29 protein-coding genes are annotated in these 24,572 nt (G+C 67.7%); 16 read left to right on the top strand and 13 right to left on the bottom strand.

What is annotated here, in order from left to right:
• Nucleotides 1-2: 2 nt before the first annotated feature.
• From G6N18_RS09955 to G6N18_RS09945, 3 genes are all read left to right on the top strand, one after another.
• The gene (locus G6N18_RS09955; RefSeq protein ID WP_234806216.1) at nt 3-1,415 is read left to right on the top strand and encodes a metal-dependent hydrolase family protein; all 1,413 of its coding nucleotides are present in this window, start codon (nt 3-5) and stop codon (nt 1,413-1,415) included.
• A gap of 63 nt (nt 1,416-1,478) precedes the next feature.
• On the top strand, nt 1,479-2,615 hold the full coding sequence (locus G6N18_RS09950; protein WP_083004910.1) for a ferredoxin reductase: 1,137 nt from the start codon (nt 1,479-1,481) through the stop codon (nt 2,613-2,615).
• 69 nt (nt 2,616-2,684) lie between these two features.
• Nucleotides 2,685-3,911, top strand: a complete 1,227-nt coding sequence (locus G6N18_RS09945; protein ID WP_083004913.1) for a fatty acid desaturase family protein — start codon at nt 2,685-2,687, stop codon at nt 3,909-3,911.
• Nucleotides 3,912-4,127: 216 nt separating this feature from the next.
• Here G6N18_RS09945 and rsgA read toward each other — a convergent pair whose 3' ends face one another.
• Both rsgA and aroA read right to left on the bottom strand, forming a co-directional pair.
• Nucleotides 4,128-5,117: a ribosome small subunit-dependent GTPase A gene (gene rsgA / locus G6N18_RS09940; RefSeq protein WP_083004916.1), complete on the bottom strand. Its 990-nt coding sequence runs from the start codon at nt 5,115-5,117 to the stop codon at nt 4,128-4,130.
• Complete coding sequence (gene aroA, locus G6N18_RS09935; protein ID WP_234806219.1) at nt 5,114-6,409, bottom strand: 3-phosphoshikimate 1-carboxyvinyltransferase; 1,296 nt, start codon at nt 6,407-6,409, stop codon at nt 5,114-5,116. The genes rsgA and aroA overlap by 4 nt, the downstream gene beginning before the upstream one ends.
• A 69-nt stretch (nt 6,410-6,478) precedes the next feature.
• Here aroA and G6N18_RS09930 point away from each other — a divergent pair, with 69 nt between their 5' ends.
• The 5 genes from G6N18_RS09930 (at nt 6,479) to G6N18_RS09910 (ending at nt 9,608) form a co-directional block, all read left to right on the top strand.
• Nucleotides 6,479-7,228 carry an SOS response-associated peptidase gene (locus G6N18_RS09930; RefSeq protein ID WP_083004998.1) on the top strand — a complete coding sequence of 250 codons (750 nt, stop codon included), beginning with the start codon at nt 6,479-6,481 and terminating at the stop codon, nt 7,226-7,228.
• Between the two features lie 112 nt (nt 7,229-7,340).
• Nucleotides 7,341-8,177: an enoyl-CoA hydratase/isomerase family protein gene (locus tag G6N18_RS09925; RefSeq protein ID WP_083004921.1), complete on the top strand. Its 837-nt coding sequence runs from the start codon at nt 7,341-7,343 to the stop codon at nt 8,175-8,177.
• Between the two features lie 107 nt (nt 8,178-8,284).
• Nucleotides 8,285-8,506: a hypothetical protein gene (locus tag G6N18_RS09920; RefSeq protein WP_234806217.1), complete on the top strand. Its 222-nt coding sequence runs from the start codon at nt 8,285-8,287 to the stop codon at nt 8,504-8,506.
• Nucleotides 8,503-9,384: an oxygenase MpaB family protein gene (locus G6N18_RS09915; protein WP_083004923.1), complete on the top strand. Its 882-nt coding sequence runs from the start codon at nt 8,503-8,505 to the stop codon at nt 9,382-9,384. The genes G6N18_RS09920 and G6N18_RS09915 overlap by 4 nt, the downstream gene beginning before the upstream one ends.
• On the top strand, nt 9,360-9,608 hold the full coding sequence (locus tag G6N18_RS09910; RefSeq protein WP_083004924.1) for a hypothetical protein: 249 nt from the start codon (nt 9,360-9,362) through the stop codon (nt 9,606-9,608). The genes G6N18_RS09915 and G6N18_RS09910 overlap by 25 nt, the downstream gene beginning before the upstream one ends.
• A 6-nt stretch (nt 9,609-9,614) precedes the next feature.
• Here the strand turns inward: G6N18_RS09910 and G6N18_RS09905 are convergent, their stop codons facing one another.
• Nucleotides 9,615-10,463: an SDR family oxidoreductase gene (locus G6N18_RS09905; protein ID WP_067219043.1), complete on the bottom strand. Its 849-nt coding sequence runs from the start codon at nt 10,461-10,463 to the stop codon at nt 9,615-9,617.
• A gap of 361 nt (nt 10,464-10,824) precedes the next feature.
• On the opposite strand from G6N18_RS09905, the gene G6N18_RS09900 reads away from it, so the two are divergent.
• Nucleotides 10,825-11,493, top strand: coding sequence for a sigma-70 family RNA polymerase sigma factor (locus G6N18_RS09900; protein WP_407663578.1), 669 nt, complete (start codon nt 10,825-10,827; stop codon nt 11,491-11,493).
• Complete coding sequence (gene rsrA / locus G6N18_RS09895) at nt 11,490-11,786, top strand: mycothiol system anti-sigma-R factor (protein WP_083004937.1); 297 nt, start codon at nt 11,490-11,492, stop codon at nt 11,784-11,786. The genes G6N18_RS09900 and rsrA overlap by 4 nt, the downstream gene beginning before the upstream one ends.
• Before the next feature lie 27 nt (nt 11,787-11,813).
• On the opposite strand, the gene G6N18_RS24895 is transcribed toward rsrA, so the two are convergent.
• On the bottom strand, nt 11,814-11,906 hold the full coding sequence (locus G6N18_RS24895; RefSeq protein ID WP_003882799.1) for a 50S ribosomal protein bL37: 93 nt from the start codon (nt 11,904-11,906) through the stop codon (nt 11,814-11,816).
• A gap of 156 nt (nt 11,907-12,062) precedes the next feature.
• Here G6N18_RS24895 and G6N18_RS09890 point away from each other — a divergent pair, with 156 nt between their 5' ends.
• Both G6N18_RS09890 and G6N18_RS09885 read left to right on the top strand, forming a co-directional pair.
• Nucleotides 12,063-12,278 carry a biotin/lipoyl-binding carrier protein gene (locus G6N18_RS09890; protein WP_067219034.1) on the top strand — a complete coding sequence of 72 codons (216 nt, stop codon included), beginning with the start codon at nt 12,063-12,065 and terminating at the stop codon, nt 12,276-12,278.
• Nucleotides 12,279-12,318: 40 nt separating this feature from the next.
• Nucleotides 12,319-13,806 (top strand): two-component system sensor histidine kinase PdtaS, encoded by a 1,488-nt coding sequence (locus G6N18_RS09885; protein ID WP_083004940.1) that lies wholly within the window; start codon nt 12,319-12,321, stop codon nt 13,804-13,806.
• A gap of 124 nt (nt 13,807-13,930) precedes the next feature.
• On the opposite strand, the gene whiB1 is transcribed toward G6N18_RS09885, so the two are convergent.
• Together whiB1 and G6N18_RS09875 are read right to left on the bottom strand one after the other, a co-directional pair.
• Nucleotides 13,931-14,185, bottom strand: coding sequence for a transcriptional regulator WhiB1 (whiB1, locus tag G6N18_RS09880; RefSeq protein WP_014208822.1), 255 nt, complete (start codon nt 14,183-14,185; stop codon nt 13,931-13,933).
• Nucleotides 14,186-14,434: 249 nt separating this feature from the next.
• Nucleotides 14,435-15,400, bottom strand: coding sequence for a diacylglycerol/lipid kinase family protein (locus G6N18_RS09875; protein ID WP_083004943.1), 966 nt, complete (start codon nt 15,398-15,400; stop codon nt 14,435-14,437).
• 50 nt (nt 15,401-15,450) lie between these two features.
• On the opposite strand from G6N18_RS09875, the gene G6N18_RS09870 reads away from it, so the two are divergent.
• On the top strand, nt 15,451-15,879 hold the full coding sequence (locus G6N18_RS09870; RefSeq protein WP_067219023.1) for a hypothetical protein: 429 nt from the start codon (nt 15,451-15,453) through the stop codon (nt 15,877-15,879).
• On the opposite strand, the gene G6N18_RS09865 is transcribed toward G6N18_RS09870, so the two are convergent.
• From G6N18_RS09865 to G6N18_RS09855, 3 genes are read right to left on the bottom strand one after another with little or no spacing between them, the layout of a single operon-like run.
• The gene (locus G6N18_RS09865) at nt 15,828-16,313 is read right to left on the bottom strand and encodes a GNAT family N-acetyltransferase (protein ID WP_083004946.1); all 486 of its coding nucleotides are present in this window, start codon (nt 16,311-16,313) and stop codon (nt 15,828-15,830) included. The genes G6N18_RS09870 and G6N18_RS09865 overlap by 52 nt on opposite strands.
• On the bottom strand, nt 16,301-17,404 hold the full coding sequence (locus G6N18_RS09860; protein ID WP_083004949.1) for an isochorismate synthase: 1,104 nt from the start codon (nt 17,402-17,404) through the stop codon (nt 16,301-16,303). The genes G6N18_RS09865 and G6N18_RS09860 overlap by 13 nt, the downstream gene beginning before the upstream one ends.
• Nucleotides 17,401-18,012, bottom strand: coding sequence for an acid phosphatase (locus G6N18_RS09855; RefSeq protein ID WP_083004951.1), 612 nt, complete (start codon nt 18,010-18,012; stop codon nt 17,401-17,403). The genes G6N18_RS09860 and G6N18_RS09855 overlap by 4 nt, the downstream gene beginning before the upstream one ends.
• Nucleotides 18,013-18,063: 51 nt before the next feature.
• On the opposite strand from G6N18_RS09855, the gene G6N18_RS09850 reads away from it, so the two are divergent.
• Nucleotides 18,064-18,870, top strand: a complete 807-nt coding sequence (locus G6N18_RS09850) for a ParA family protein (protein ID WP_083004955.1) — start codon at nt 18,064-18,066, stop codon at nt 18,868-18,870.
• A 55-nt stretch (nt 18,871-18,925) separates the two neighbouring features.
• Here G6N18_RS09850 and G6N18_RS09845 read toward each other — a convergent pair whose 3' ends face one another.
• Both G6N18_RS09845 and G6N18_RS09840 read right to left on the bottom strand, forming a co-directional pair.
• Entirely contained in the window at nt 18,926-20,137 is a 1,212-nt protein-coding gene (locus G6N18_RS09845; RefSeq protein ID WP_067219008.1) for an Rv3212 family protein, read from the bottom strand.
• 17 nt (nt 20,138-20,154) lie between these two features.
• Nucleotides 20,155-21,615, bottom strand: a complete 1,461-nt coding sequence (locus tag G6N18_RS09840) for a DEAD/DEAH box helicase (protein WP_067219006.1) — start codon at nt 21,613-21,615, stop codon at nt 20,155-20,157.
• A gap of 233 nt (nt 21,616-21,848) precedes the next feature.
• Between G6N18_RS09840 and G6N18_RS09835 the strand changes: the two genes are divergently transcribed.
• Nucleotides 21,849-22,544, top strand: a complete 696-nt coding sequence (locus G6N18_RS09835; RefSeq protein ID WP_067219004.1) for a ferritin-like fold-containing protein — start codon at nt 21,849-21,851, stop codon at nt 22,542-22,544.
• A gap of 17 nt (nt 22,545-22,561) precedes the next feature.
• On the opposite strand, the gene G6N18_RS09830 is transcribed toward G6N18_RS09835, so the two are convergent.
• Nucleotides 22,562-23,314, bottom strand: coding sequence for a hypothetical protein (locus G6N18_RS09830; protein WP_067219000.1), 753 nt, complete (start codon nt 23,312-23,314; stop codon nt 22,562-22,564).
• A 233-nt stretch (nt 23,315-23,547) separates the two neighbouring features.
• Between G6N18_RS09830 and G6N18_RS09825 the strand changes: the two genes are divergently transcribed.
• Nucleotides 23,548-23,793, top strand: coding sequence for a DUF3107 domain-containing protein (locus tag G6N18_RS09825; protein ID WP_059098976.1), 246 nt, complete (start codon nt 23,548-23,550; stop codon nt 23,791-23,793).
• Here the strand turns inward: G6N18_RS09825 and G6N18_RS09820 are convergent.
• Complete coding sequence (locus tag G6N18_RS09820) at nt 23,780-24,445, bottom strand: HTH-type transcriptional activator FasR (protein WP_067219172.1); 666 nt, start codon at nt 24,443-24,445, stop codon at nt 23,780-23,782. The two genes, G6N18_RS09825 and G6N18_RS09820, sit on opposite strands and share 14 nt — an antisense overlap.
• Nucleotides 24,446-24,572: the final 127 nt, after the last annotated feature.

Below are 24,572 nucleotides of genomic sequence, written 5' to 3'. Positions count from 1 at the left end.
TGATGAGACGCCTGCCTCTGTTCGCCGCGCTCGCATTGATGTTGGCCACCTTCGGATGTTCTGACGACGACGCCGACAGCCCGCCGACCAGCGCACTGCAGCCGGACACCTCGCCCGCGGCTCCGACGCCGTCGCCCGATGAGCGATCTGGTGCGCCGGTGACCGATTTTCGCGATGTCCGGATCTTCGACGGCCACAGCGACCGATTGTCGGCCCCGTCGAACGTGCGGGTGACGGGCAACCGCATCGAGCGGATCTCGACTGACCCGCTGCCTGCCGAGCCGGACGCCACCGTCATCGACGGCGGCGGGCGCACCCTGATGCCCGGCCTCATCGACAACCACTGGCACACGATGCTCGTGCGCCCGCCGGTGACGCAGTTGGCCACCCTGGATCCGGGGTACCTGAACCTGTTGGCCGGCGCTGAGGCCGGTGACACCTTGATGCGCGGTTTCACGACGGTGCGCGACCTGGGCGGACCCAGCTTCGGACTCAAACGGGCCATCGACGAGGGTGTCATCGACGGGCCGCGGATCTTTCCGTCCGGCGCCATGATCACGGTGACCAGTGGACACGGCGACTTCCGCACCGGTCACGATCTGCCGCGAAGCCCCGGCGGGCCGCCGTCTGTGCAGGAGCAATTGGGGGCGAGCATGATCGCCGACAGCCCCGACGAGGTTCGGATGCGCGCCCGCGAGCAGCTGTTCCAGGGCGCCTCTCAGATCAAGCTGACAGCGGGCGGCGGGGTGTCGTCGCCGCACAGTCCGCTCGACGTGGTGGCATTCACCGAACCGGAACTGCGCGCCGCGACGGAGGCGGCCACCAACTGGGGCACCTACGTTTCGGTGCATGCCTACACCCCGGCGACCATCACACAGGCGATCCGCGCGGGCGTTCGAGTCATCGAGCACGCCCACCTGATGGACGACGCCACTGCGAAAGAGATGGCCGACAAGGACATCTGGTTGAGCACGCAGCCCATCCCGGCCGAGATGATCGGCGCGTTCCCACCCGGCTCCGACGAAGCCGCCAAGGCCAAGGAGATCGTCGACGGCGTCACGAACATTTATCAACTGGCCCGCAAGCACAACATCAAAACAGCGTTCGGCACGGACATCCTCTTCTCGCCGCAGTTGGCCCCCAAACAGGGTGCGCTGCTGGCGCAGCTGAGCCGCTGGTTTTCGCCGGCCGAGGTGCTGGAGATGGCCACCGGCACCAATGCCGAATTGCTTGCTCTGTCCGGCAAGCGCAGTCCCTACTCGGGCAAACTGGGGGTGGTGGAGCAGGGTGCGTTGGCCGATCTGCTGCTCGTCGAAGGTGACCCGCTGGCGGATCTGAACCTGGTGGCCGACCCCGGGCGCAATTTCAAGGTCATTATGAAGGACGGGAAGGTCTACAAGAACACGCTGGGCTGAGAGATCCGTCGAATTTGCCCGTAGGAGTGGCTACGACATCGTAAGTTACGGTACCGTAGGTTCATGGCCAAGAACTACGTCAAGGTCTCGGCCAATGTCGCCGACACAGTGCGGCCGACGGTCGCGGGGGCCAAGCAGCATCCGGGCCTGAGCGCCTTGCGGACCATCGCCGGGCGTATCACGACGCCGCTGCTGCCCGACGATTACCTCAAGCTCGCCAACCCGCTCTGGTCGGCGCGTGAGCTGCGCGGCCGGGTGCTGGACGTTCGCCGGGAAACCGAGGACTCGGCGACGTTGGTCATCAAGCCGGGATGGGGATTCACGTTCGACTACCGGCCCGGCCAGTACATCGGGATCGGTGTGCAGATCGAAGGCCGTTGGCGGTGGCGGTCGTACTCGCTGACCTCGACGCCGTCGCGAACCACCCGCACGATCACCATCACGGTCAAGGCGATGCCCGAGGGGTTCCTGTCGACCCACCTCGTCGACGGGCTCGCGCCCGGCACGATCGTGCGGTTGGCCGCGCCGCAGGGCAACTTCGTGATGCCGGACCCGGCACCGCCGAAGGTGCTGTTCCTCACCGGTGGTTCCGGCATCACGCCGGTTATGTCGATGCTTCGCACCCTGGCGCGCCGCGACCAGATCACCGACATCGTTCATGTGCATTCGGCGCCAACGGAATCAGAGGTCATGTTCGCCGGCGAGCTCGGTGAGCTGGCCCGCAGGTACGACGGCTACGAATTACGGCTGCGCTCGACGCGCACGCAGGGCCGGCTGGACGTGACGCGGCTGGACGACGAGGTGCCCGACTGGCGGGAGCGCCAGACGTGGGCGTGTGGTCCGGAGGGCATGCTCGACGCGGCCCAGCGGGCCTGGTCGGCGGCCGGCCTCCAAGACCGGTTGTACCTCGAGCGCTTTGCGGTGTCCAAGGCCGCCGTGCACGGGCAGGGCGGCACCGTCGAGTTCGCGCGTAGCGGCGAGACGGTCACCGTGGACGCCGCGACGCCGTTGATGGACGCCGGCGAGCAGGTGGGCGTCCGGATGCCGTTCGGCTGCCGGATGGGCATCTGCCAGTCGTGTGTGGTGGGCCTGGTCGACGGGCATGTTCGCGACTTGCGCACCGGCGACGAGCGCGAGCCCGGGTCGCGGATACAGACGTGTATCTCCGCAGCGTCGGGTGATTGCGTGCTCGATGTCTGAGGTTTACTGGCTGGTAACCTACGGGTACGTAGGTTACGGTAGCGTAGGCATGCGAGAGGAGGCTTGACGGTGGCAATCACTGACGTTCCCGAATTCGCGCATCTGACCGATGCGGACATCGAGAGCCTGGCCGTGGAATTGGATGCGATCCGCCAGGACATCGAAGACTCCCGCGGTGAGCGCGACTCCCGCTACATCCGCCGCACCATCGCCGCTCAGCGGGCGCTGGAGGTCGCAGCCCGCGTGATGTTGGCCGCAAGCTCGCGGCGCTCGGCATGGTGGGCCGGCACGGTCACCCTTGGCGTGTCCAAGATCATCGAGAACATGGAGATCGGCCACAACGTCATGCACGGCCAATGGGATTGGATGAACGATCCCGAAATCCACTCCTCGACCTGGGAGTGGGATATGAGCGGGGCGTCCAAGCACTGGCGCTTCACCCACAACTTCATGCACCACAAGTACACGAACATCCTGGGCATGGACGACGACGTGGGCTACGGCCTGCTGCGCGTCACGCGTGACACCAAGTGGAAGCCGTTCAACCTCGGCAACCTGTTCTACAACACGATGCTGGCCACACTGTTCGAGTGGGGCGTGGGCCTGCAGCACCTGGAGCTGGGCAAGATCTTCAAGGGCCGCGATGACCGCAAGGCCACGCTGATCCGGGTGCGCGAGTTCGGCGTCAAGGCCGGTGCGCAGGTGTTGAAGGACTACGTGGCCTGGCCGGCGGTGACCTCGCTGTCGCCAGGTGCGACGTACAAGTCGACGGCAAAGGCCAACGCGGTCGCCAACATCATTCGCAACGTGTGGGCGAACGCGGTGATCTTCTGCGGCCACTTCCCCGACGGCGCAGAGAAATTCACCAAGACGGACATGGTCGGCGAGACCAAGGGCGAGTGGTTTCTGCGCCAGATGCTGGGCAGCGCCAACTTCGAAAACGGTCCGGTGCTGCGGTTCATGAGCGGCAACCTGTGCCACCAGATCGAGCACCACCTCTATCCGGACCTGCCCAGCAATCGCCTGTACGAGATCTCGCACCGGGTGCGTGACGTGTGCGACAAGTACGACCTGCCCTACACCACGGGTTCGTTCCTGGTCCAGTACGGCAAAACGTGGCGCACGATCGCGAAGTTGTCGCTGCCGGACAAGTACCTGCGCGACACCGCCGACGATGCGCCGGAGACCCGCAGCGAGCGGATGTTCGCCGAGTTGGAGCCGGGTCAGCGCCGCGGGCTGAAGTCGGCGATCAATGCCGCTCGGGCACGTCGCCGCGAAAAGCGGTTGGCCGCCTGACTTTTTCATGCGCGAGCGTGCGTGTTTGCACACGACACGCCGCGGGTTTTCAGCAGTTTGTGCACGCTCGGGGCCAGGTCGACGGCGCGCAACCGAATGGCTGAGCTGATCTCCTGCAACGGGTCACGCACACTCGCCCTCCTGTGAGGGTGCGCGCTTGTCGATAAATTGGCGGCGTGTCGTGTGCAAACACGCACGCTCGGCGCGCTGGGCCGCTCAGTAGGCCGCGGCGTCGTGTAGCGCGGACAGCAGTCGCCGGGCCGCGCCGACGCGGCCGACCGCCGGACCGCTCAGCGCGTCGAGCGCGCACTCGGGATCGGCGGGCGGACCCATGTGCCCGCAGCCCCGCGGACAGTCCTTGATCGCCTCGGCCAGGTCGGAGAAGGCCAGCAGTACATCGTCGGGTTCGATGTGGGCCAGTCCGAACGACCGGATGCCCGGCGTATCGATGACCCAGCCCCCGAAGCTGAGCGGCAGCGCCACGGATTGCGTCGACGTGTGCCTGCCCTTGCCGACGTCGGTGACCTCGCCGGTCGCCCGTTCAGCTTGCGGCACAAGACGATTCACCAGAGTCGACTTACCGACTCCGGAGTGGCCGAGCAGCACGGTGACCCGGTCGGCCAAGAGCGGCGCGACCACGTCGAGCGGATCGTCGCGGCCCGCGATGGTGACCGTCAGATCGAGGTCGGCGAACTGCGCGGCAAACGGCTCGGGAGCAGCGAGATCCGTCTTGGTCAGGCACAGGATCGGCGCCAGCCCGCCGGCGTAGGCGGCGATCAGCGCACGCTCCACCAGGCCGGCACGGGGCGGCGGGTCGGCGAGCGCGACGACGATCAACAGCTGGTCGGCGTTGGCGACGACGACGCGCTCGCTGGGATCGGTGTCATCGGCCGTGCGGCGCAACACTGTTCGCCGGTCACCGCGCCGCACGATGCGGGCCAGCGTGTCCGGCCGGCCCGACAGGTCACCGACGATCCCGACGTCATCACCGACGACGATCGGCGTGCGGCCCAACTCCCGCGCCCGCATCGCGACGACCCGGCGGTCCGGGTCGCCGCCGAGCGCGCAGCCCCACCGTCCCCGGTCGACGGTCACCACCATCGCCTCCTGAGCGTCGGCGTGGTCGGGCCGAGTCTTGGTCCGCGGCCGCGAGCCCCGGCCGGGTCGCACCCGGACATCGGACTCGTCGTACTCGCGCCGACTCAAGCCGGGCCCACCTCCCTCGCCTGTCCGGCCAGCATGTCGGCCCACAGCTGCGGAAAGCCGGGCAGCGTCTTGGCGGTGGTCTCGATGTCCTCCACCGCGACGCCGGGAACCCGCAGCCCCACAATGGCTCCCGCGGTGGCCATCCGGTGGTCGGCGTAGGAGTGCCACAGCCCGCCGTGCAGCGGCCGGGCGGTGATCAGCAGGCCGTCGGCCGTCTCCTCGCAGTGTCCGCCGAGGCCGTTGATCTCGGTCGACAGCGCGGCCAACCGATCGGTTTCGTGTCCGCGGAGATGCGCGACACCCGACAGTTTCGACACCGAGCCGGGGGAGGCCAGTGCGGCGAGCGCCGCAACCGCCGGTGTCAGTTCACCGACCTCGTGCAGATCGACGTCGATGCCGTCGTACACCTGGGCTCCGTGTACTTCTAGATACGAGTCACCGTGCTGCACAGCCGATCCCAGCTTTTTCAGGATCGCGACGATGGTGTCGGCTGGTTGTGTGCTGACGCGCGGCCAGCCGGTCAACCGCACAGTACCGCCGCTGACCACCGCTGCGGCGAGGAACGGCACCGCGTTGGACAGGTCGGGCTCGATGACCCAGTGCCGCGCGGCGACGGGCCCCGGCGACACCCGCCACTTGTTGGGCTTGCTGTCGTCGACGTGGACGCCGGCGTCGCGCAGCATCGCGACCGTCATCGCCACATGCGGGGCCGACGGCACCGACTCACCGGTGTGCACGATCGTCAGTCCGTCGCGGAACCCCGCACCGGAGAGCAGCAGGCCGGAGACGAACTGCGAGGACGCCGACGCGTCGATCTCGACGGTGCCTCCCGCGACCGCTCCGGCGCCCCGCACGGCGAACGGCAGCCCGTCGCCGTCGATGTCGACGCCGAGGCCGCGCAACGCGTCGAGCAGGGGCGCGATCGGGCGGGTGCGGGCCTGCTCGTCGCCGTCGAACGTCACCGTCGCGCTGCTCAGGGCCGCGACGGGCGGAACGAACCGCAGCACCGTGCCCGCCAGCCCACAGTCGATACGCGCACCGTCGGGCGGCGCCAGTTCTCCGCCGATGCTCAGCTCGTCGCCGAGGCCGCCGACCGTCACGCCGAGCGCGTGCAGCGCACCGACCATCAGGTCGGTGTCGCGGCTGCGCAGCGCGCCGCTGATCGTCGACTCGCCGTTCGCGGTGGCCAGCGCCGCCAGCACCAGCGCCCGGTTCGTCTGCGACTTGGAGCCCGGGACGGTGACCGTCGCATGCACCGGACTCGACGTCGACGGTGCCGACCAGGCCGCCAGTTCTCGGTCTCCGCGCACGCTCACGGCTCCCATCTTCCCTTGTCGGCTCCGCGTGCCACCATGGGATTCATGTGTGGACGTTTCGCGGTGACCACCGACCCGGCGCTGCTGGCCGAGAAAATCAAGGCGATCGACGAGACGACCTCCGGTAAGGAGCCGACGCGGCCCAACTACAACGTCGCCCCGACCACGACGATCAGCACCGTGGTCAAGCGGCACACCGAACCCGACGATGAGGCCACCCGGCGGCTGCGGTCGATGCGCTGGGGCCTGGTGCCGCCCTGGGCCAAGTCCACCGAGGAGGGCGCCCCGGAAACCAAGGGCCCACTGTTGATCAACGCCCGCTCCGACAAGCTGACCACCTCGCCGGTGTTTCGCACCTCGGCCAAGAGCAAGCGCTGTTTGGTGCCGATGGACGGCTGGTACGAGTGGCAGGGCGAGAAAGGCGCCAAGACGCCATTTTTCATGTATGCCGGCGACGGTGAGCCGCTGTTCATGGCGGGGTTGTGGTCGACGTGGCGGCCCAAGGGGGCTCCGAAGGATTCCCAGCCGCTGCTCAGTTGCGCGATCATCACCACCGACGCCGCGGGTCCGCTCGCCGGGATCCACGACCGGATGCCGCTGACCGTCAGCCAACGCGACTGGGACCGCTGGCTGGACCCCGACGCGCCGATCGACGAAGGCGTGCTGCGCGGCCACGGCGATCTGGACCGCATCGAGATCCGGGAGGTGTCTCGGCTGGTGAACAGCGTCCGCAACAACGGTCCGGAGCTGATCGAGCCGGTGGAACCGCAGACCGAGCAAGGCACCCTGCTCTGACGTACCGGCACTCGGTCGGACCGGCGAAGCGGATGTCTCCGGGGACGGGTGAGATCGTCGCGAATGCCGCGTGGGCGGCGTTGCGTGCCAACGACATCGAGGAGGATGTGTCATGACCGAGAAGGCCGATTCGCTGTACCGGACGATGGTCGCCGCCGGCGACGACCCCGCCGCGCCGGTGCGGTTGCGAGTTGAGCGCCGCGCCGACAGAGCGCTGGTCACGCTCGACGAACCGCAGCGGCTCAACGTGCTGTCGGCCCCACTGGTGCGGCAATTGCGATCCGCGCTCGTCGAACTGGATGCCGACCCTGACGTGCGCTCCGTCGTGCTCACCGGCGCCGATCCGGGCTTCAGCGCCGGAGGCGATCTGCAGATGATGGACGCGGCGATCGACCAACTCGACGCGCCGGAGGGCACAGCCGACGTCTGGCGCTGGATCCGTCGCGAATTCGGCGGCATCGCAAGGCTGATCGCCGGATCGGACACAATCTTCGTGGCCGCGCTCAACGGAGCGGCGGCCGGCGTCGGGCTGGCCTGGGCGCTGACATGTGATCTGGTGATCGCCAGCGAGCGTGCCGTGATTGTCCCGGCATTCGGGCGGTTGGGGCTGATACCGGAGGTGGGCACGAGTTGGGCGCTGACCCGAATCCTGGGCTACCAGGGGGCGCTCGCGTTCTACCTGCGCGGCGTGCACATCGACGCCCGCGAGGCCCAGCGCCTCGGCCTGGTCCAGGAGGTGGTCGAACACGATCGGCTGTTGGCCGCCGCCGACGAGTGGTGCTCGCGAATCGGCGCGATGCCGCCGCACACGGTCGCAATGGCCAAGCCGCTGCTTCGCACCGCCGCCGACGCCGACTGGGCCGACGCGCTCACGCTCGAGGAGTTCGCCGAGCCGACGTGCTTCACCACCGCCGCCTTTTCCGACAGCGTGCGTTCGATGCTGAAGTGAGCCCGCGCCGCGTTCACGTCAGACAATTCCGTCTGGGCGAATCGACCTGCTCACGCCTGAATGGTCATTAACATAGTGACCGCATCGGGTAACTGGAGGGAGCAGGGGTGCTCAGCGCAGTGAGGAAGGTCCTGACCTTCGAGATGACCATCGCCGAGTGGATCGGCACCGCACTCATGCTCGCCGCACCCTACCTCGTCATCGGCGTGGTCTGGACGGCGCTGAACCGCGACCAGCTGGACGGCACGGGCCTTTCGTGGCTCGGCCAGCTCATCGCGACGATCGCGTTCTGGCCGGCAATGGTCTTCTCCGCGGTGTGCGTCGCATGACCGACCGCTACCGCATCACCGTGCGCCGTCGCACCGCGCGATGGGACACCGAGCCGGTCACCGCCGCGGAGGCCATGGACTTCTGGGCCTTCGCCGCGGGTGCGGCCAACGTCGTCATGCAGCTGTCCTGGCCGGAGGTGGGCCACGGCGTCGCCGAAAGCAAGGTCGATTCCGGAAACCTGCTCAAGCACCCCTGGAAGCGGGCGAGGACGACGTTCCAGTACCTCGCCGTGGCCGTGCTCGGCACACCCGACGATCGCGCCGCGTTCCGCGAGGCGGTCAACTCCTCACACCGGCACGTCAAGTCGACCGCCGAAAGCCCGGTCCGGTACAACGCATTCGACCGCGAACTGCAGATGTGGGTCGCCGCTTGCCTTTTCGTCGGACTGGAGGACACGTATCAGCTGCTGCGTGGCGAGCTGACACCTCAACAGGCCGATCAGTTCTACCGGTCCGCCTGGCCGCTGGGCACCACCTTGCAGGTGACCGAGGAGCAGTGGCCGCCGACCCGCGCCGAGTTCGACGACTATTGGCGCGGCGCGTGTCAACGGGTTTCGATCGACGACCGGGTGCGGAATTACCTGCTCGACATGGTGAACCTGCGCATGATCAATCCGCTGCTGGCGCTGCCGTTCCGGCCGCTGCTGAAGTTCCTCACCACCGGCTTCCTCGCGCCGGTGTTCCGGGAGCAAATGGGCCTGCGGTGGAGCGGCTTCAGGCAGTTTCACTTCGAGATGCTGTTTCTGACAGTCGCTTTGGTCAACAGATTTCTGCCGGTGTTCGTCCGGCGAGGCGGCAGCTACGTGCTGCTCGCCGATGTGCGCCGCCGCGTCCGCACACACAGGGCGCTGGTATGGCGGCGCTGCGCCGCCTGCTGAGCCGTCGCGTCAGTGTCGAGGCGATGATCGAGGTCGCGATGTGGCTGGCGATTCCCTACCTGCTGATCGGTCTGGCGTGGGCCTTCTTCGACGCCGAACAGGTGCAGTTGATCGACACCGCACTGCGCACCCGGATTCCGGCGGGCTCGGACATCGGCGCCTTCATGCTCACCGCGGCGTTCTGGCCGGCCAACCTGCTCGGCGTCGAACTCTGCGCGGCGTGACCGGCGTCACGGACCCTGGTATCCCGGTGGGTTGGGCGTGTCGACCCACAGGTCGACGCCGAGTTCGGCGCCCGGTACGCAGTTGTACACCGACAGATCGGTCACGCCCGACTCGAGCAGCACGTCCTCACACAGCGCAGAGTTCCCGGTGTACTCGCGGGCCGGCCTGTTGAGGATCACGTACGCGGCGTCGGCGTAGACGTCGGGCTTGCGGGCACGCCCCATCGCCTCCTCGCCGCCGAGCAGGTTCTGCACCGCGGCCGTGGCCACCAGCGTCCGCGGCCACAGGGTGTTGGAGGCGATGCCCTCGTCGCGCAGCTCCTCGGCGATCGCCAACGCGCACAGCGACATGCCGTATTTGGCCATCATGTAAGCGGTCGGTTTGAGCCACTCCGGCTCGAGTCGCACCGGCGGCGACAGCGTCAGAATGTGCGGGTTCTCCCGGCCCACCATGTGCGGAATGCACGCCTGCGAAACGGCATACGTGCCCCGCACCTGGATACCGTTCATCAGGTCGAACCGCTTCAGCGGGACCTCGGTGATCGAGCCGAGGTTGATCGCCGAGGCGTTGTTGACGCAGATGTCGATGCCGCCGAACTGCTCGACGGTCTTGGCGACCGCCGAGGCAACCGAGTCACCATCGCGGATGTCGCCCACGATGGGCAATGCCTGTCCGCCGGCCTCCTCCAGCTCCTTCGCCGCGGTGTAGACCGTGCCGGGCAACTTGGGATGCGGTTCGGCGGTCTTGGCGATCAATGCGATGTTGGCGCCGTCGGCCGCCGCGCGCTTGGCGATCGCCAGGCCGATACCGCGGCTCGCGCCGGAGATGAACATGGTCTTCCCGTTGAGCGACATGGCGTCACCCTATGCCGCCCTCGGCCGCAGCACCGAGCGGGCCGCGAAACTGTGTTCCAGCAGCGAAAGGCCGAGTGGCGGCCTGCTCGAATGCAGTTTCGCACCGGTCAGGGGCACCGCGCCGGAGCGGCGCACGCGCAGAGGTCGGGATTCTGGGAACAACCGCGGCGGGGACCGCTGTTATTGACGATGACTGCAATGCCGCGAGGACTCGGCGGCCAGAAAACGTGTCGGTCTCAACCTCTACGATGAGTGAAGGGAGTCAGGTGTGCCAACGCTGGCCATGGACTTCCCCGTGCGCCCGGTGGATATGCCGGGCTTGTTCGGTGGCACCGCGACAGAAGGGACGGTGTTCCCCACGATGACCGACTCCGACGGGTCAACGCGCGATACGGCGCCGGAGACAGAGCCGGATACCTCGCCGCCGCAGGAGACCGACGCCGAGCTGACCGCGCGCTTCGAGCGTGATGCGATTCCGCTGCTCGACCAGTTGTACGGCGGCGCCCTGCGCATGACGCGCAACCCGGCCGACGCCGAGGACCTGCTGCAGGAAACCATGGTGAAGGCTTACGCCGGCTTCCGGTCGTTCCGCGAGGGCACCAACCTCAAGGCGTGGCTGTACCGCATCCTGACCAACACCTACATCAACAGCTACCGCAAGAAGCAGCGCCAGCCCTCGGAGTATCCGACCGAGGAGATCACCGACTGGCAGCTCGCCGCCAATGCCGAGCACTCGTCGACCGGGCTGCGCTCAGCCGAGGTCGAGGCGCTCGAGTTGCTGCCGGACAACGAGATCAAGGAAGCGCTGCAGGCGCTACCGGAGGATTTCCGGATGGCGGTCTACTACGCCGACGTCGAGGGCTTCCCTTATAAGGAGATCGCCGAGATCATGGACACGCCGATAGGCACGGTGATGTCGCGGTTGCACCGAGGCAGGCGCCAGCTGCGCGAACTGCTGGCCAACGTGGCCAGGGAGCGCGGCTTCATGCGGGGACAGCAGATGGACACGCCCGAGGAGGTCTCGTCATGAGCTCGTTCTCGGACGAAGAGCGCTGGCAGCGCCCGGTCGACCCCGAGCACCCCGAATGCGCGGCGGTCATCGCCGAGGTGTGGACGTTGCTCGACGGTGAATGCACGCCCGAGACCCGGGACAAACTGCGCCAGCACCTCGAAGACTGTCCGGCGTGTCTACGGCACTACGGCGTTGAGGAGCGGGTCAAGAAGCTGATCGCGAAGAAGTGCAGCGGCGACCGGGCGCCCGAAAGCCTGCGAGAGCGGCTGCGCATCGAGATCAGCCGCACGACGATCATTCGGCGCGGTTAGCGACACGCGGGCCGACATTCGACCCGACTAGCGCACCGACTTCGAACCGGCGTTCGGCCGCTTACCGTGGTTGGCCTTGCTGTGCTTGCGGTCGCGCTTCTTCCGGCCACGCTTGGCCATGGTCTACCTCCGAATAATCTGGGGGATTGCTCGGCCCACCTCCGGCGGGCGCGTCGGGACCATTGTCTCATGGCCCGGCGACACCGCTGACGGGCCGGTCATGTGGTTCGATGTAGGCCGATAGGCATTTACAGCAGCGGAATGAGTGGGGTGAGGATGGCCGAGGACGTTCGCGCTGAGATCGTGGCCAGTGTGCTCGAGGTCGTGGTGAGCGAGGGCGATCAGATCGGCCAAGGCGACACCCTTGTGCTGCTGGAGTCGATGAAAATGGAGATTCCGGTGCTGGCCGAGGTGGCGGGCACCGTGAGCAAGGTCAGCGTCGCCGTCGGCGACGTCATCCAGGCCGGTGACCTCATCGCGGTGATCAGCTGATCACCGCGTCCGCGTGATCCGCCGCAGGAAGTAAGCCGCGATGTCCACCCTCGGTGACCTGCTCGCCGAGCACACCATGCTGCCCGGCAACGCGGTCGATCATCTGCATGCGGTGGTGGGCGAGTGGCAGTTGCTCGCCGACCTGTCGTTCGCCGATTACCTGATGTGGGTTCGCCGCGACGACGGCTCGCTGGTCTGCGTGGCGCAGGTGCGGCCGAACACCGCCCCGACGGTGCTACTGGCCGACGCGGTCAGCACGCTGGCCGGGGCCGACGCGCTGCCCGTCGTCGCTGCGGCGTTCACCTCGGGTGAGATCGTCGTGGGAGACGGTGCGGGACAACAGGTTTCACCCGGTCTCAACGTCGAGGCAGTGCCTGTTCGGTACAAGGAAGAGGTCGTCGCGGTGTTGACCCATCAGACCGCTCTGGCCTCCCGCAAAGCCAGCCCGCTGGAAGTCGCGTATCTCGACTGTGCGCGCGATCTGCTGCACATGTTGGCCGAGGGCACCTTCCCGAACGTCGGAGACCTGGCAATGTCGCGGTCGAGCCCACGTGTCGGTGACGGGTTCATCCGGCTCGACGAGACGGGGGTGGTCACCTTCGCCAGCCCGAACGCGATCTCGGCCTACCACCGGATGGGGTTGGCCGCCGAACTGGGTGGCCACAACCTCGTCACGGTCACGCGTCCCTTGATAGGCGACCCGTTCGAGGCGCAGGAGCTGGCGAACCACGTGGGCGACTCGCTGGCCGGCGGGTCCAGCATGCGCATGGAGGTCGACGCCGGCGGTGCCGCCGTGCTGATGCGCACGCTCCCGCTGGTGGCGCACGGCAAGGCCGTCGGCGCGGCGGTGTTGATCCGCGACGTGACCGAGGTCAAGCGTCGCGACCGTGCGCTGCTGTCGAAGGACGCCACGATCCGGGAGATCCATCACCGCGTGAAGAACAACCTGCAGACCGTCGCGGCACTGCTGCGCCTGCAGGCCCGCCGCACCAACAACGACGAAGGCCGCGAGGCGTTGATGGAATCGGTGCGACGGGTGTCATCGATCGCGCTGGTGCACGACGCGCTCTCGATGTCGGTGGATGAGGAGGTCAACCTCGACGAGGTCGTGGACCGAATCCTGCCGATGATGAATGACGTTGCGGCAGTGGACAGTCCGATTCGCATCAACCGGGTGGGTGATCTGGGCGTGCTTGATGCCGATCGCGCCACCGCGCTGGTCATGGTCATCACTGAGCTGGTGCAGAACGCTATCGAGCACGCATTCGAGCCTGGGACCAGACAGGGCGGCGTGACGATCCGGGCCGAACGGTCGGCGAGGTGGCTCGACGTGGTCGTCCACGACGACGGGCGCGGACTGCCCGACGGGTTCAGCCTGGAGAGAGCCGACCGGCTGGGTCTTCAGATCGTGCGGACGCTGGTGTCGGCGGAACTGGACGGGTCGCTGGACATGCACGAGGTCCCCACCGGCGGGACCGACGTCGTGTTGCGTGTGCCGCTGGGTCGCCCGCGGCGCGCCGCCCAGTAGAACTGTTCGCCATTCGCTAATTGGCCCATCTATTCGCAATGTGGCGAATTGGCCAAATTGAATTCGCACAAAGATACGGCCCCGACAAATGTCGGGGCCGTAAAGGTTGGTGCTGGACGCGAACTCAGACTCCGCTGCGAGCCTTGGTGCGAGCGTTGCGCCGCTTCAGCGCGCGACGCTCGTCCTCGCTCATGCCGCCCCACACGCCTGCGTCCTGTCCGGACTCCAATGCCCAGGTAAGGCACTCGGTGGTCACCGGGCAACGGTTACAGACGAGCTTCGCGTCAGCGATCTGAGCGAGTGCCGGGCCGCTGTTCCCCACCGGGAAGAACAGCTCCGGATCTTCATCGCGACAGACCGCCTTGTGGCGCCAATCCATAAGATCAAACTCCTCGTCAAGATATGTCCAGTGTGCGCAGCGCAGCGCACGCTTATTTCTTCGGCTGTTTAACGCGTGCACATTGAATGTTTTTGCAACGTTGCTTCGATGCTTTCACAGGCTGGACAGATGTCAATACTCGTGAGTTAACAAGTGCGCAATGTCACTAGCCGGGTGGCTTCGCATATCACCCACTCGCCTGTACTAGACTCGATCCAACTGCGCCTCGAATCTTACGCCGCGAACGTATCACCGCAGGTCAGAGGCGTTCTCTAGGGCCGGCGCAAGCACGCCCAGCGCATCCGGGACCGAAGTGAACCTCATCGAGTCCCGCATGCCCACGTAATCACCGTCGATCTGACACGCAACCGGTGTCTCGCTGGTCACCTGCAGCCAGGGCAGGTCATCGTCGCGGATGAGGTGCTTGGCCTCGATACGCGGCTTCTTCGCCAGCATTCGCCGCACCAGCCTCAGGTTCGCCCACACGTTCATGCTGGTCGTGGCGAACACGCCCAGGCCGGTCTCGAACGTCGTGGTCGGATTCGTCCACACCGGTCTGGCGTTGGCGTAGGTCCATGGACTGGCGTTGGACACGAACGCGAAATGGACGGCATCGACCGGTTCGCGGTCGGGGAGATGCAGCGTCAGCGACGGTTCCTTACGGGCGCTGGTCAGCACCTCCCGGATGGCGACGCGCACATAGCGGGAGGCGGTGACTTTCCGGCCCTTCGCGCGCTGGGCCTCGACGGCAGCCACCACGTCACCGTCGACACCCATGCCCGCGGTGAACACCCCCCACCGTTCACCGCAGTCCATCAGGCCGATCCGCCGCCATTCCCTGCGGTGCCGGTACCCCGACAACAGGTCGACCAGCTGATTGGTCGCCTCGATCGGGTCGGGGCTGATTCCCAGCGCGCGCGCGAACACGTTGGCGGAGCCACCTGGGACGACGCCGACCGCCGGGGCGGCGGCGCCTGGGCCGTTGATCTCGAGAACGCCGTTGACCACTTCGTTCACCGTGCCGTCGCCACCGTGCACGATCAGCACGTCGACACCGGCGCGCGCCGAGTCGCGGGCGATCTCGATGGCGTGCCCACGGTGGTCGGTGTGCGCGACGGTCAGCTTCACCCGGCTCTCCAGCGCGTGGGCCAGCAGGTCGCGCCCGGCCGGAGTCGTCGACGTGGCATTGGGGTTCACGATCAGCACGGCGCGCACGGACTCCGAGCCTACTGAAGGGGCGCGCCGCACCCTCTACGCTCGACGACGTGATCGTTCCCTCACCGACGACCGTGCGGCAGGCCGCTGCCCTCGTTGCCGCGGAGGGCGTCGTCGCGCTGGCGGCAGCCTTGGTCTACCTCGTGAGCGGGTTCGGCGGGGCCGAGGAATCGGGGCTGAACAAGTACGGCACCGCGCTGTGGTTCGCGATCATGGGCTCGGCGGTGCTGGCCGCAGCCTGGGCGTTGTGGACGGGCAGGCGGTGGGGTCGCGGCATCGCGGTGTTCGCGCAACTGCTGTTGCTGCCGGTGGTCTGGTACATGGGTGTGGGTTCGCACCAGTGGGTCTACGCAGTTGCGCTCGGCGTCGTGGCGGTGGTGACGCTTGGTCTGCTGTTCAGCCCGTCCGCGCTGCAGTGGGTGGGTGCTCAGGGCGATTCCGCGGACAGCGCCGACAGTTCGGGTCCCGAAACCCGGTAGGTGATCCAGTCGGTCTGCGGCTTGCCGCCGACGGCGTCGTAGAGCGCGATCGCGTTGACGTTCCAGTCGAGCACCGCCCACGACAGCCGACTGTATCCGTGTTCGACGCATTCTCGGGCCAGGGTGGCCAGCAGCTTGCGGGCCAGCCCGCGCCGGCGGAATTGCGGCCGCACATACAGGTCTTCGAGGTAGATGCCCTCGACGCCGTCCCACGTGGAGAAGCTGCGAAACCACAACGCGGCCGCGGCGGCCTGCCCGTCGACCTCGGCGATGTGGCCCTGCAAGGTCGCAGGATCGGTGAAAAGCGCTCGGCTCAACTGGTTTTCGGTGACGGTGCATTCGTGCGCGGCGTGTTCGAACTCGGCGAGTTCGTGGATCATTGCCGTCAGTTCGGGCTCGTCGCCCGGCCGCACCCGGCGGATCAGCTCGGCCACGGGTCGACACCCAGAGCGGTGAGGATGGTGTTGAATTTCGTTGTGGTTTCGTCGAGTTCGTCGTCGGGATCGGACTCGGCGACGATGCCGCCACCGGAATACGCTTCGGCGGTGCGGCGATCCGCCGACAGCTGCGCGCACCGGATCGACACCACCCAGCGGCCGTCGCCGCGCTGATCGCACCAGCCGACGGCGCCGGCGTAGAAGCCGCGGTCACCCTCCAGTTCGGCGATCAGGTCGGCCGCGTCGGCCGTGGGCACACCGCCGACCGCGGGGGTTGGGTGCAGGGCGATCGCCAGATCCAATGCGGAAGTGGACTTTTCGCGCAGCCGGCCGGTGATACGGGTGGCCAGATGCCACACCGCGTCGGTCTTGCGCAGTGCCGGCTCGGCTGCGACGTCGAGATCCGCGCACAGCGGCTCGAGCAAGTCGCGGATCGTGTCGACCACCAGCTGGTGTTCGTGGCGGTTCTTCGCGGATGCGGCCAGCGCCGCACCGTTCGCCTCGTCGGTGTCCGGGTCCGGGGAGCGGGGCGCCGATCCGGCGAACGGCGCGCAGACCACCTGATCGCCGCGGCGGGCCACCAGCAGTTCCGGGCTCACGCCCACCAGCACCGCCCCCGAGTAACCGCCGCCCGCCGCGGTCAGATCGGCGAGGTAGCCGTTGGCCGCCGGGTCCGCGCTGACGAGCCGGTGCAGGACGGTGCGCGCGTCCAGCGGGCCGCCGGCGGCCAACCGCAGCGCGCGGGCCAGCACGACCTTGTGCAGCCCGCTCGACGGATTGTTCAGCCGGTCCACCGCCGCGGCGACCCGCGAGCGATGTTCGTCCGGATCCGGCAGCGTCTCGGCGATCCGCACGTCGGGCAGCGGACGAAGCGCCCACTCCGGCAACGCGTCGAGAAACTGAACACTCTGCGGCCGGATCAGGGCCGCCGGTTTGGTCATGTCGAAAGGCAACGCGCCCACGATGATCGGAGCGCTGTGCGACGCAAGCGCGGCGCGCGCGTCGGCGACTTTCGGGAATGCGGTGTGCACCCCCTCCGCGACGACGGCACCGCGGGAGGCCAGGACGAAGGACGGCTCGCGAGTCACCGTGGCTTACACGGATCCCGGTGGCCGGTCAGCCCCTGCGCGATGACCTGCCGGATGGCGTGCTCGAAGCCGAGCACCGCGAGCGAGGCCGGCGCCATCGCGAATCGGATCCCTTCGCCCACCGGCATCTCGACCCATCGCGCCATCACCGAGCGGGAAAAGTGTGCATGTCCGACGAACACCACGTCGCGTGAATCCATGTGTGTCAGCGCCAACTCGACGGCGCGGTCCGCGCGTTGGGTGACCTGCGCGACGCTCTCGCCGCCGTCGGCGCCGTGCGTCCAGATCAACCAGTCGGGGACGGTCTGACGGATCTGTGGCGTCGTCAGCCCCTCGTAGCGGCCGTAGTCCCATTCCTGCAGGAGCGGCGATACTTCGTCGACGGTCAGCCCGGCCAGTTCGGCGGTGTCCGCGGCGCGCCGCATCGGACTGCTGAGCACCAGCGGGTTGTCGAGCTCGAGTTGGGCCAGCACTTCGGCCGCCAGCTTGGCGCGTTCGCGCCCGGTTTCGGTGAGTTCGAGGTCGGTGCGGCCGGTGTGCCGACCGCTCTTCGACCACTCCGTCTCGCCGTGACGAAGCAATACCAGGCGGTGCTGCAGAAGGCCCACGCTCACTGATTCTGCCGCACGGCCCGTCGCGACGTACCTGCCCGTGCAACGATGAGCATCGTGACTCGGGTACTTGTGGTCGCCAATCAAAAGGGTGGGGTAGCCAAGACGACGACGGTGGCGTCGTTGGGTGCGGCGATCCAGGAGGACGGCAAGCGGGTCCTGGTGGTGGACCTCGACCCGCAGGGGTCGTTGACGTTCTCGCTGGGCCACGACCCCGACAAGCTGCCGGTGTCGATTCACGAGGTGCTGCTCGGCGAGGTCGAACCCGACGCCGCGCTGCTCGACACCCCGGAGGGCATGACACTGCTGCCGGCCAACATCGACCTCGCGGGCGCCGAGGCGATGCTGCTGATGCGCGCCGGCCGGGAGTACGCGCTCAAGCGTGCGCTGGCCAAGCTTTCCGACACCGGCTACGACGTGGTGATCGTCGACTGTCCGCCGTCTCTCGGCGTGCTCACCCTCAACGGGCTGACCGCCGCCGACGACGTGATCGTGCCGCTGCAGTGTGAGACGCTGGCGCACCGCGGCGTCGGGCAGTTCCTGCGCACCATCGCCGACGTCCAGGCGATCACCAACGCCGATCTGAATCTGCTGGGGGCGCTACCGACGCTGTACGACTCGCGCACGACGCACAGCCGCGACGTGCTGCTCGACGTCGCCGACCGCTACGACCTGCCGGTGCTGGCGCCGCCGATTCCGCGCACCGTCCGGTTCGCCGAAGCCAGCGCCTCGGGGGCTTCGGTGCTGGCCAGTCGCAAGAACAAGGGCGCGCACGCCTACCGCGAGTTGGCCGCGGCGCTGCTGAAGCACTGGAAGACCGGCAAGCCGATGCCGACATTCGCCCCCGAAATTTAGCGATTTCGGTGTAGTTCGTCGCGTCCACCGCGACCAACTACACCCAAATCACAAATCAGCCGAGCGCCACCAGCTGATCGCCGCGCAGTTCGAGCAGCGTCGACCCGGCCACCGCGGGCACCACCGGCGCCGAACCCGGCGGCCGGGCCACCGGAATATGGCGTTCGCCCCGACCGGTCTCCGGATCGAACACGTCGTAGCCGCCCGTGACGGGCACCAGCAACCGGCCCGCCATGATCGTCGCCGGCCCCACCGGCACGTTGCCGCCCGCCGGTGCGACGGTGTACTTGTAGCGAAGTCCGTTGGCGGAGAAGACCATTACGCTCTCACCGGTCCACCAGGTGATCAGGTCGCCCGCACGCGACATCGTGGCCTGCGGCGACGGCGGGCGGGCCACCTCCGTGCTGGCGATTGTCGCGCCCGTCTCGTCGACGATGTTCACCGCCGGTTTGGGAGCGGGCACGTAGACGGCGGTCGTGGTGTCGGCGACCGCCACCACCCGCGCGCCGGAATCCTTCGACACGCCCGGCTGCGGCACGTACTTCAACTCCGGGGTGTCCTCCTCGTCGGAGGGTCGCAACAGCGTGAGGCGCAGATCGGGCTGCCGCGGGCACGCCTCGAGCACCGACACCGCGCTGGAACTGGCCTGCGCCGACACCAACCGGCACAGCGGCGACGCCGGGGTGTCCGGTTTGATGCGGGCGTCGAGCGCGCCGTAGCTGATCATCCGAACCATGTCGGAGCGCCACAGCTCGAGTCGGCTCTCGCCCGCGGAGAGCACGGCGGTGCCGTCCGACGTCAGCTTCACCTCGGGATCGGCATAGGAGGTCCGCGCCGGCCCCCGTGTGCCGGTCTTGGCGTCGATCGTGCTGACCTGGCCGCATCCGCGCATGTCGGGGTATACCGCCACCGCGTACTGGTAGACGTAGCTGACCCCACACAGCTCGAGGTCACGCGAATAGCTCCACAGCGTGTCGCCCGTCGCGGGATCGCGGCCCTGGACCGTGCTGCCGTCACCCGTTACCACGGCGCCGCCGACGACGAGCGGCCTCGTCGTGCGCCCGCTGGGTGCGGTCCACAACTGGCGCACCGACTGCGGAACCGCCTTGGCGGGGGTGAGCGGCGGCACCGGGGCAGCGGCCGGCCTGCTGATTGTGGCCCGCGCGTCGCTGGTCCACCAGACCAAACCGGCCGTCACCGCGACCACGACGGCAATCGCCAGAGCCACCAGCACGTCGGTCCGGGTGCGGCGTTCGGGTTTGACCATCGCGCGCCGGCGCCTCGCTAGCCGGTGCTGGCCGGGGCCTTGCGCGGCCGACGCCGGCGTCGACGCTTGGCCGGACCCACGTCACCGGAACTGTCGCCGGCGTCGCTGGACTCCTGCTCGGGTGAGGTGGACGCTTCGGGATGCCCGCCGGCCGGCTTGCCTCCGCGCGTGCGGCGACGGGTCCGGTCGCGGGTGCGGGCGGGGCGGTCGGCCGCCTTCTCCGTCGGGGCGCGCTTGCTCTGCACCTTGACGGGCTCACCGACATTGCCGGTGGCGTCGGCGGGGATGCCCAGCTCGCTGTAGAGATGTGGCGAGCTGGAGTACGTTTCGGCGGGATCGGGTGTGTTGAGGCCGAGCGCCTTGTCGATCATCGTCCAACGTGCCAGTTCGTCCCAGTCCACCAGCGTCACCGCGATTCCGGTCTTTCCCGCGCGGCCCGTGCGGCCGATACGGTGCACGTAGGCCTGCTCGTCCTCGGGGATCTGGTAGTTGATCACGTGGGTGATGTCGTCGATGTCGATGCCGCGGGCGGCGACGTCGGTGGCGACCAGCACGTCCACATCGCCGGTGCGGAACGCCTTGAGCGACTTCTCGCGGGCCGCCTGGCCGAGGTCGCCGTGCACGGCGCCGACCTTGAACCCGCGCTCGGCGAGTTCGTCGGCGACCTTCTGCGCGGTGCGCTTGGTGCGAGTGAAGATCATCGTGGCGCCGCGGCCCTCGGCCTGCAGGATGCGGGCGACCATCTCCACCTTGTCCAGCGCGTGCGCACGGTAGGCGAACTGCTCGGTGGTGTCGTGGGTGGCCGCCGAATGCGGAGCTTCGGCCCTGATGTGCGTCGGCTGGTTCATGAAGGTGCGGGCCAGCGTGATGATCGGGTCCGGCATCGTCGCCGAGAACAGCATCGATTGCCTGCTGTCGGGAATCTGGCGCAGGATCCGCTCGATGTCGGGCAGGAAGCCGAGGTCGAGCATCTCGTCGGCCTCGTCGAGCACCAGCATGGACAGTCCGCCCAACTTCAGATGCCCCTGCTGGGCCAGGTCGAGCAGGCGACCGGGCGTTCCGACGACGACGTCGACGCCCTTCTCCAGCGCCTCGATCTGGCCCTCGTAGGGCCGTCCGCCGTAAATCGAGGTGACCGACAGCTTGCGGTCGCCGACCGTGAGGTACTTCCCGGCGGCCGCCAGGTCGCCGTACACCTGCAGACACAACTCGCGGGTGGGCACGACCACAAGCGCCCGCGGGACGCCGGTCAGGGGGCGGTCGGCGTCGGTGGTGATGCGCTGCAGCATCGGCACACCGAAGGCCAGCGTCTTGCCCATGCCGGTGCGGGCCTGGCCGATCAGGTCGTCGCCGGCCAGCGCCATCGGCATGGTCAGCTCTTGAATGGCAAATGGATGTTGCTTGCCGTCCTCGGCGAGTGCGCGCACGATTTCGTCGCGGACTCCGAGTTCAGCAAATGTGGGATTGAGATGCGTCATACGCGAAAACGAGGCCTTTCAATTGTCATCCTCATGGCTTCCACGCGCGCACGAGTTCGACAAAAGTAATGGCCAGTGAAGACCAGAGCCCGGCGCTGAGGTAGGCGGGCCGACTGCGTGCACGCACATTTCTTGGGTGGCGGCGAGCTTTCTTCAATGCCGCTGCCCGAAACCATCATACCTGGTGATGTTCGCCCGACCGGCCAGGCGCGGTGACGTTTAGAGTTGGGCCCATGAACTCGACGCCACCGGCACCCGGGCAAACCGACTCGGCGACGTCAGGTGTGTCGGCCGAGCATCCCGGCGTCAACGAACTTTTCGCGCTGCTGGCTTACGGCGAGGTGGCGGCGTTCTACCGGCTCACCGACGAGGCGCGCATGGCGCCGAACCTGCGCGGACGCATCAACATGGCCAGCATGGCGGCCGCCGAGATGAACCACTACGAGGTGCTGCGGGACGCGCTCGAGCGCCGCGGAGTGGACGTCGTGCCGGCGATGACGAAATACGCGTCAGCACTTGAGAATTACCACCGGCTGACCACTCCGAGCACCTGGCTCGAGGCTTTGGTCAAGACATATGTCGGCGATGCTCTGGCCGCCGACTTCTACCTCGAGATCGCCGACTCGATGCCCGCCGAGGTCGCCGAAGTGGTGCGCGCGGTGCTGTCGGAGACCGGCCACTCGCAGTTCGTCGTCGCCGAGGTGCGCGCGGCGGTGACGGCCAGCGAGAAGCAGCGGCACCGGCTCGCGCTGTGGTCGCGTCGCCTGCTCGGTGAGGCGATCACCCAGGCGCAGTTCGTGTTGGCCGATCACGACGAGTTGGTCGATCTGGTGATGGCCAGCGGCGAAGGGCTGACGCAACTGACCGAGTTCTTCGACCGGCTGCAGCGCACACACACCTCCCGCATGCAGGAGCTCGGGCTGGCCTGACCCCCGCCGTGACTGCGCTACTGGGTGCAGCTGGCGATCATCGAATTGTTGTTCTGCGCGGTGATCAGCGTGCCCGCCGCATCGGTGATGCTGCAGTTCAGCTGGCCGGCGACGCTGGTCGCGGTGACCGACTTGAGCTCCACACCGGGTTCGAGCACCACCTGCTTGGCCCACGGCAGCGCGACGTTGACCTCGGTCCTCAGGGCGCCCTGGCCGTCGGTGTAGATCACCGTCACCAGGTCGATCAGCTGGCGGTTGCCCGTCACCCGGTAGGTGATGGTGCGCGGTGATACCGGTGCAGGCGGCGGGACGGCCGCGGGCTGGGCCGAGGTGGGTGGCGCGGTCGTCTCGGCGGTCGGGCTGACAGTCGTGACCGTCTCCGGCGGCAGCGACGAGGGGACGGGCTGGGTGCCGCCGGCCCGCGGGGCGGTCGTGGTGGCCGGCGCACTCGACAGCGTGGGTGCATCCGAGGTCGCGGTGGCTGACACCGAACCGCTGTCGCCGCCGCCGAGGATGATGCCGGTGGTTCCGATTGCGATGAACAGGATCACGCCGGCGATCCCGGCCACCCACATCCAGCGCCGATCGATGCGCTCCTCGTCGTACTGCTGTTCGTACTCGTCGTAGTCCTCGTACTCCTCGGGCGCCGGCATCCCGTCGTGCTCGTAATCGAGGTCCGCGGCGGGTGGTCCGGCGTATCCGGCGTAGCTGGGGATCCGTTCGGTCGGGGTCAGCGAATACGGTGAATGCGCAGTGTAAGGCCTGTTCATATGGGTTTTCCCGGGTCGTGTGGGGCACGGAAATTGTTGCCGGGCCTGATGCTATCGATGCTGGAGTGACGGGTGAGGTTCAGCGGCTGGTGTGTTGGTTACGGTCCGGACTCGGTTCGGTCGCCGTTGATCTCGGAGCTTCGCCGACCGCGAACTCACCGCCGCGCTGCGCGCGGCGCGCCGTCCATTAGCCTTGCGTCAAGTTCTTCGGTGCAACGGAAAGGGACCACGGCGTGGAGGTCAAGATCGGTGTCACGGACAGCCCGCGCGAGCTGAGCTTCAACAGCGCGCAGACACCAAGCGAGGTGGAGAAACTGTTCACCGACGCGCTGGCCAAGGACTCGGGCGTGCTCGCGCTGACCGACGAGAAGGGTCGGCGTTTCCTGGTGCAGACGTCCAAGATCGCCTACGTGGAGATCGGCGCCGCCGATGTTCGGCGCGTCGGCTTCGGGGTCGGACTCGGGGCTAAGACCGGGTAAGCGGCACGTGTGACAGGCCGCCCCAGGCGAACTGCACCGTGCCCTCGACCGCGGCGTCCTTCGAGATCGGTCGTTCGTTGTTGAGCCAGTACCGCGCGGAGTCCACGCTGATCGCCACCAGGCCGACCGCGATCATCCTGGCGCGGTGCGCCTCCAGCCCCGAATCCCGGCTGATCAGGTCGAACACCGCGTCGGTGCACGCTTCGGTCGCCACCTTCACCTGCGCGGCGACCTGCGGTTCGTTGACGTAATCGTTCTCGAAGATCAGCCGGTAGCCCTGGCCGTCATGCTCGATGAAGTCGAAGAACGCCTGGACCGCGGCGCGCAGCCGCTGGCGGTTGTCGGTGGTGGTGCGCAGCGCCTGGCGCACTCCGGACACCAGGTTTTCCACGTGCCTGGCCAGCACCGCAAGATACAGCTCCAACTTCGACGAGAAGTGTTGGTAGAGAACGGGTTTGCTCACACCGGCACGGTCGGCGATCTCGTCCATCCCTGCGGCGTGGTAGCCGCGATCGACGAAAACCTCGCTGGCAGCGGCCAGGAGTTGGCCGCGGCGCTCATCGCGCGGCAGTCTGCTGCCCCGGCGGTTCAACACTTCGCCGCTGCCCGGCTGTGCGCCTCTCCTCGCGGCGGTGTTGGCGAGATCGCTCATCACTTCCTTCATCTGGCGTCATCTGGCTGTAGTTTTTCGCAATGACACTACTACCGTTGGCAATGCGCGCACGTGAGGCACGGCTCACAGCGACTCCAGCCGACGGTGGCGCGCCGGAAGTTCGACG

This window comes from Mycolicibacterium celeriflavum, assembly GCF_010731795.1.
Taxonomy (GTDB): Bacteria; Actinomycetota; Actinomycetes; order Mycobacteriales; family Mycobacteriaceae; genus Mycobacterium; species Mycobacterium celeriflavum.
This window is presented reverse-complemented; position numbering and strand designations above follow the sequence as displayed.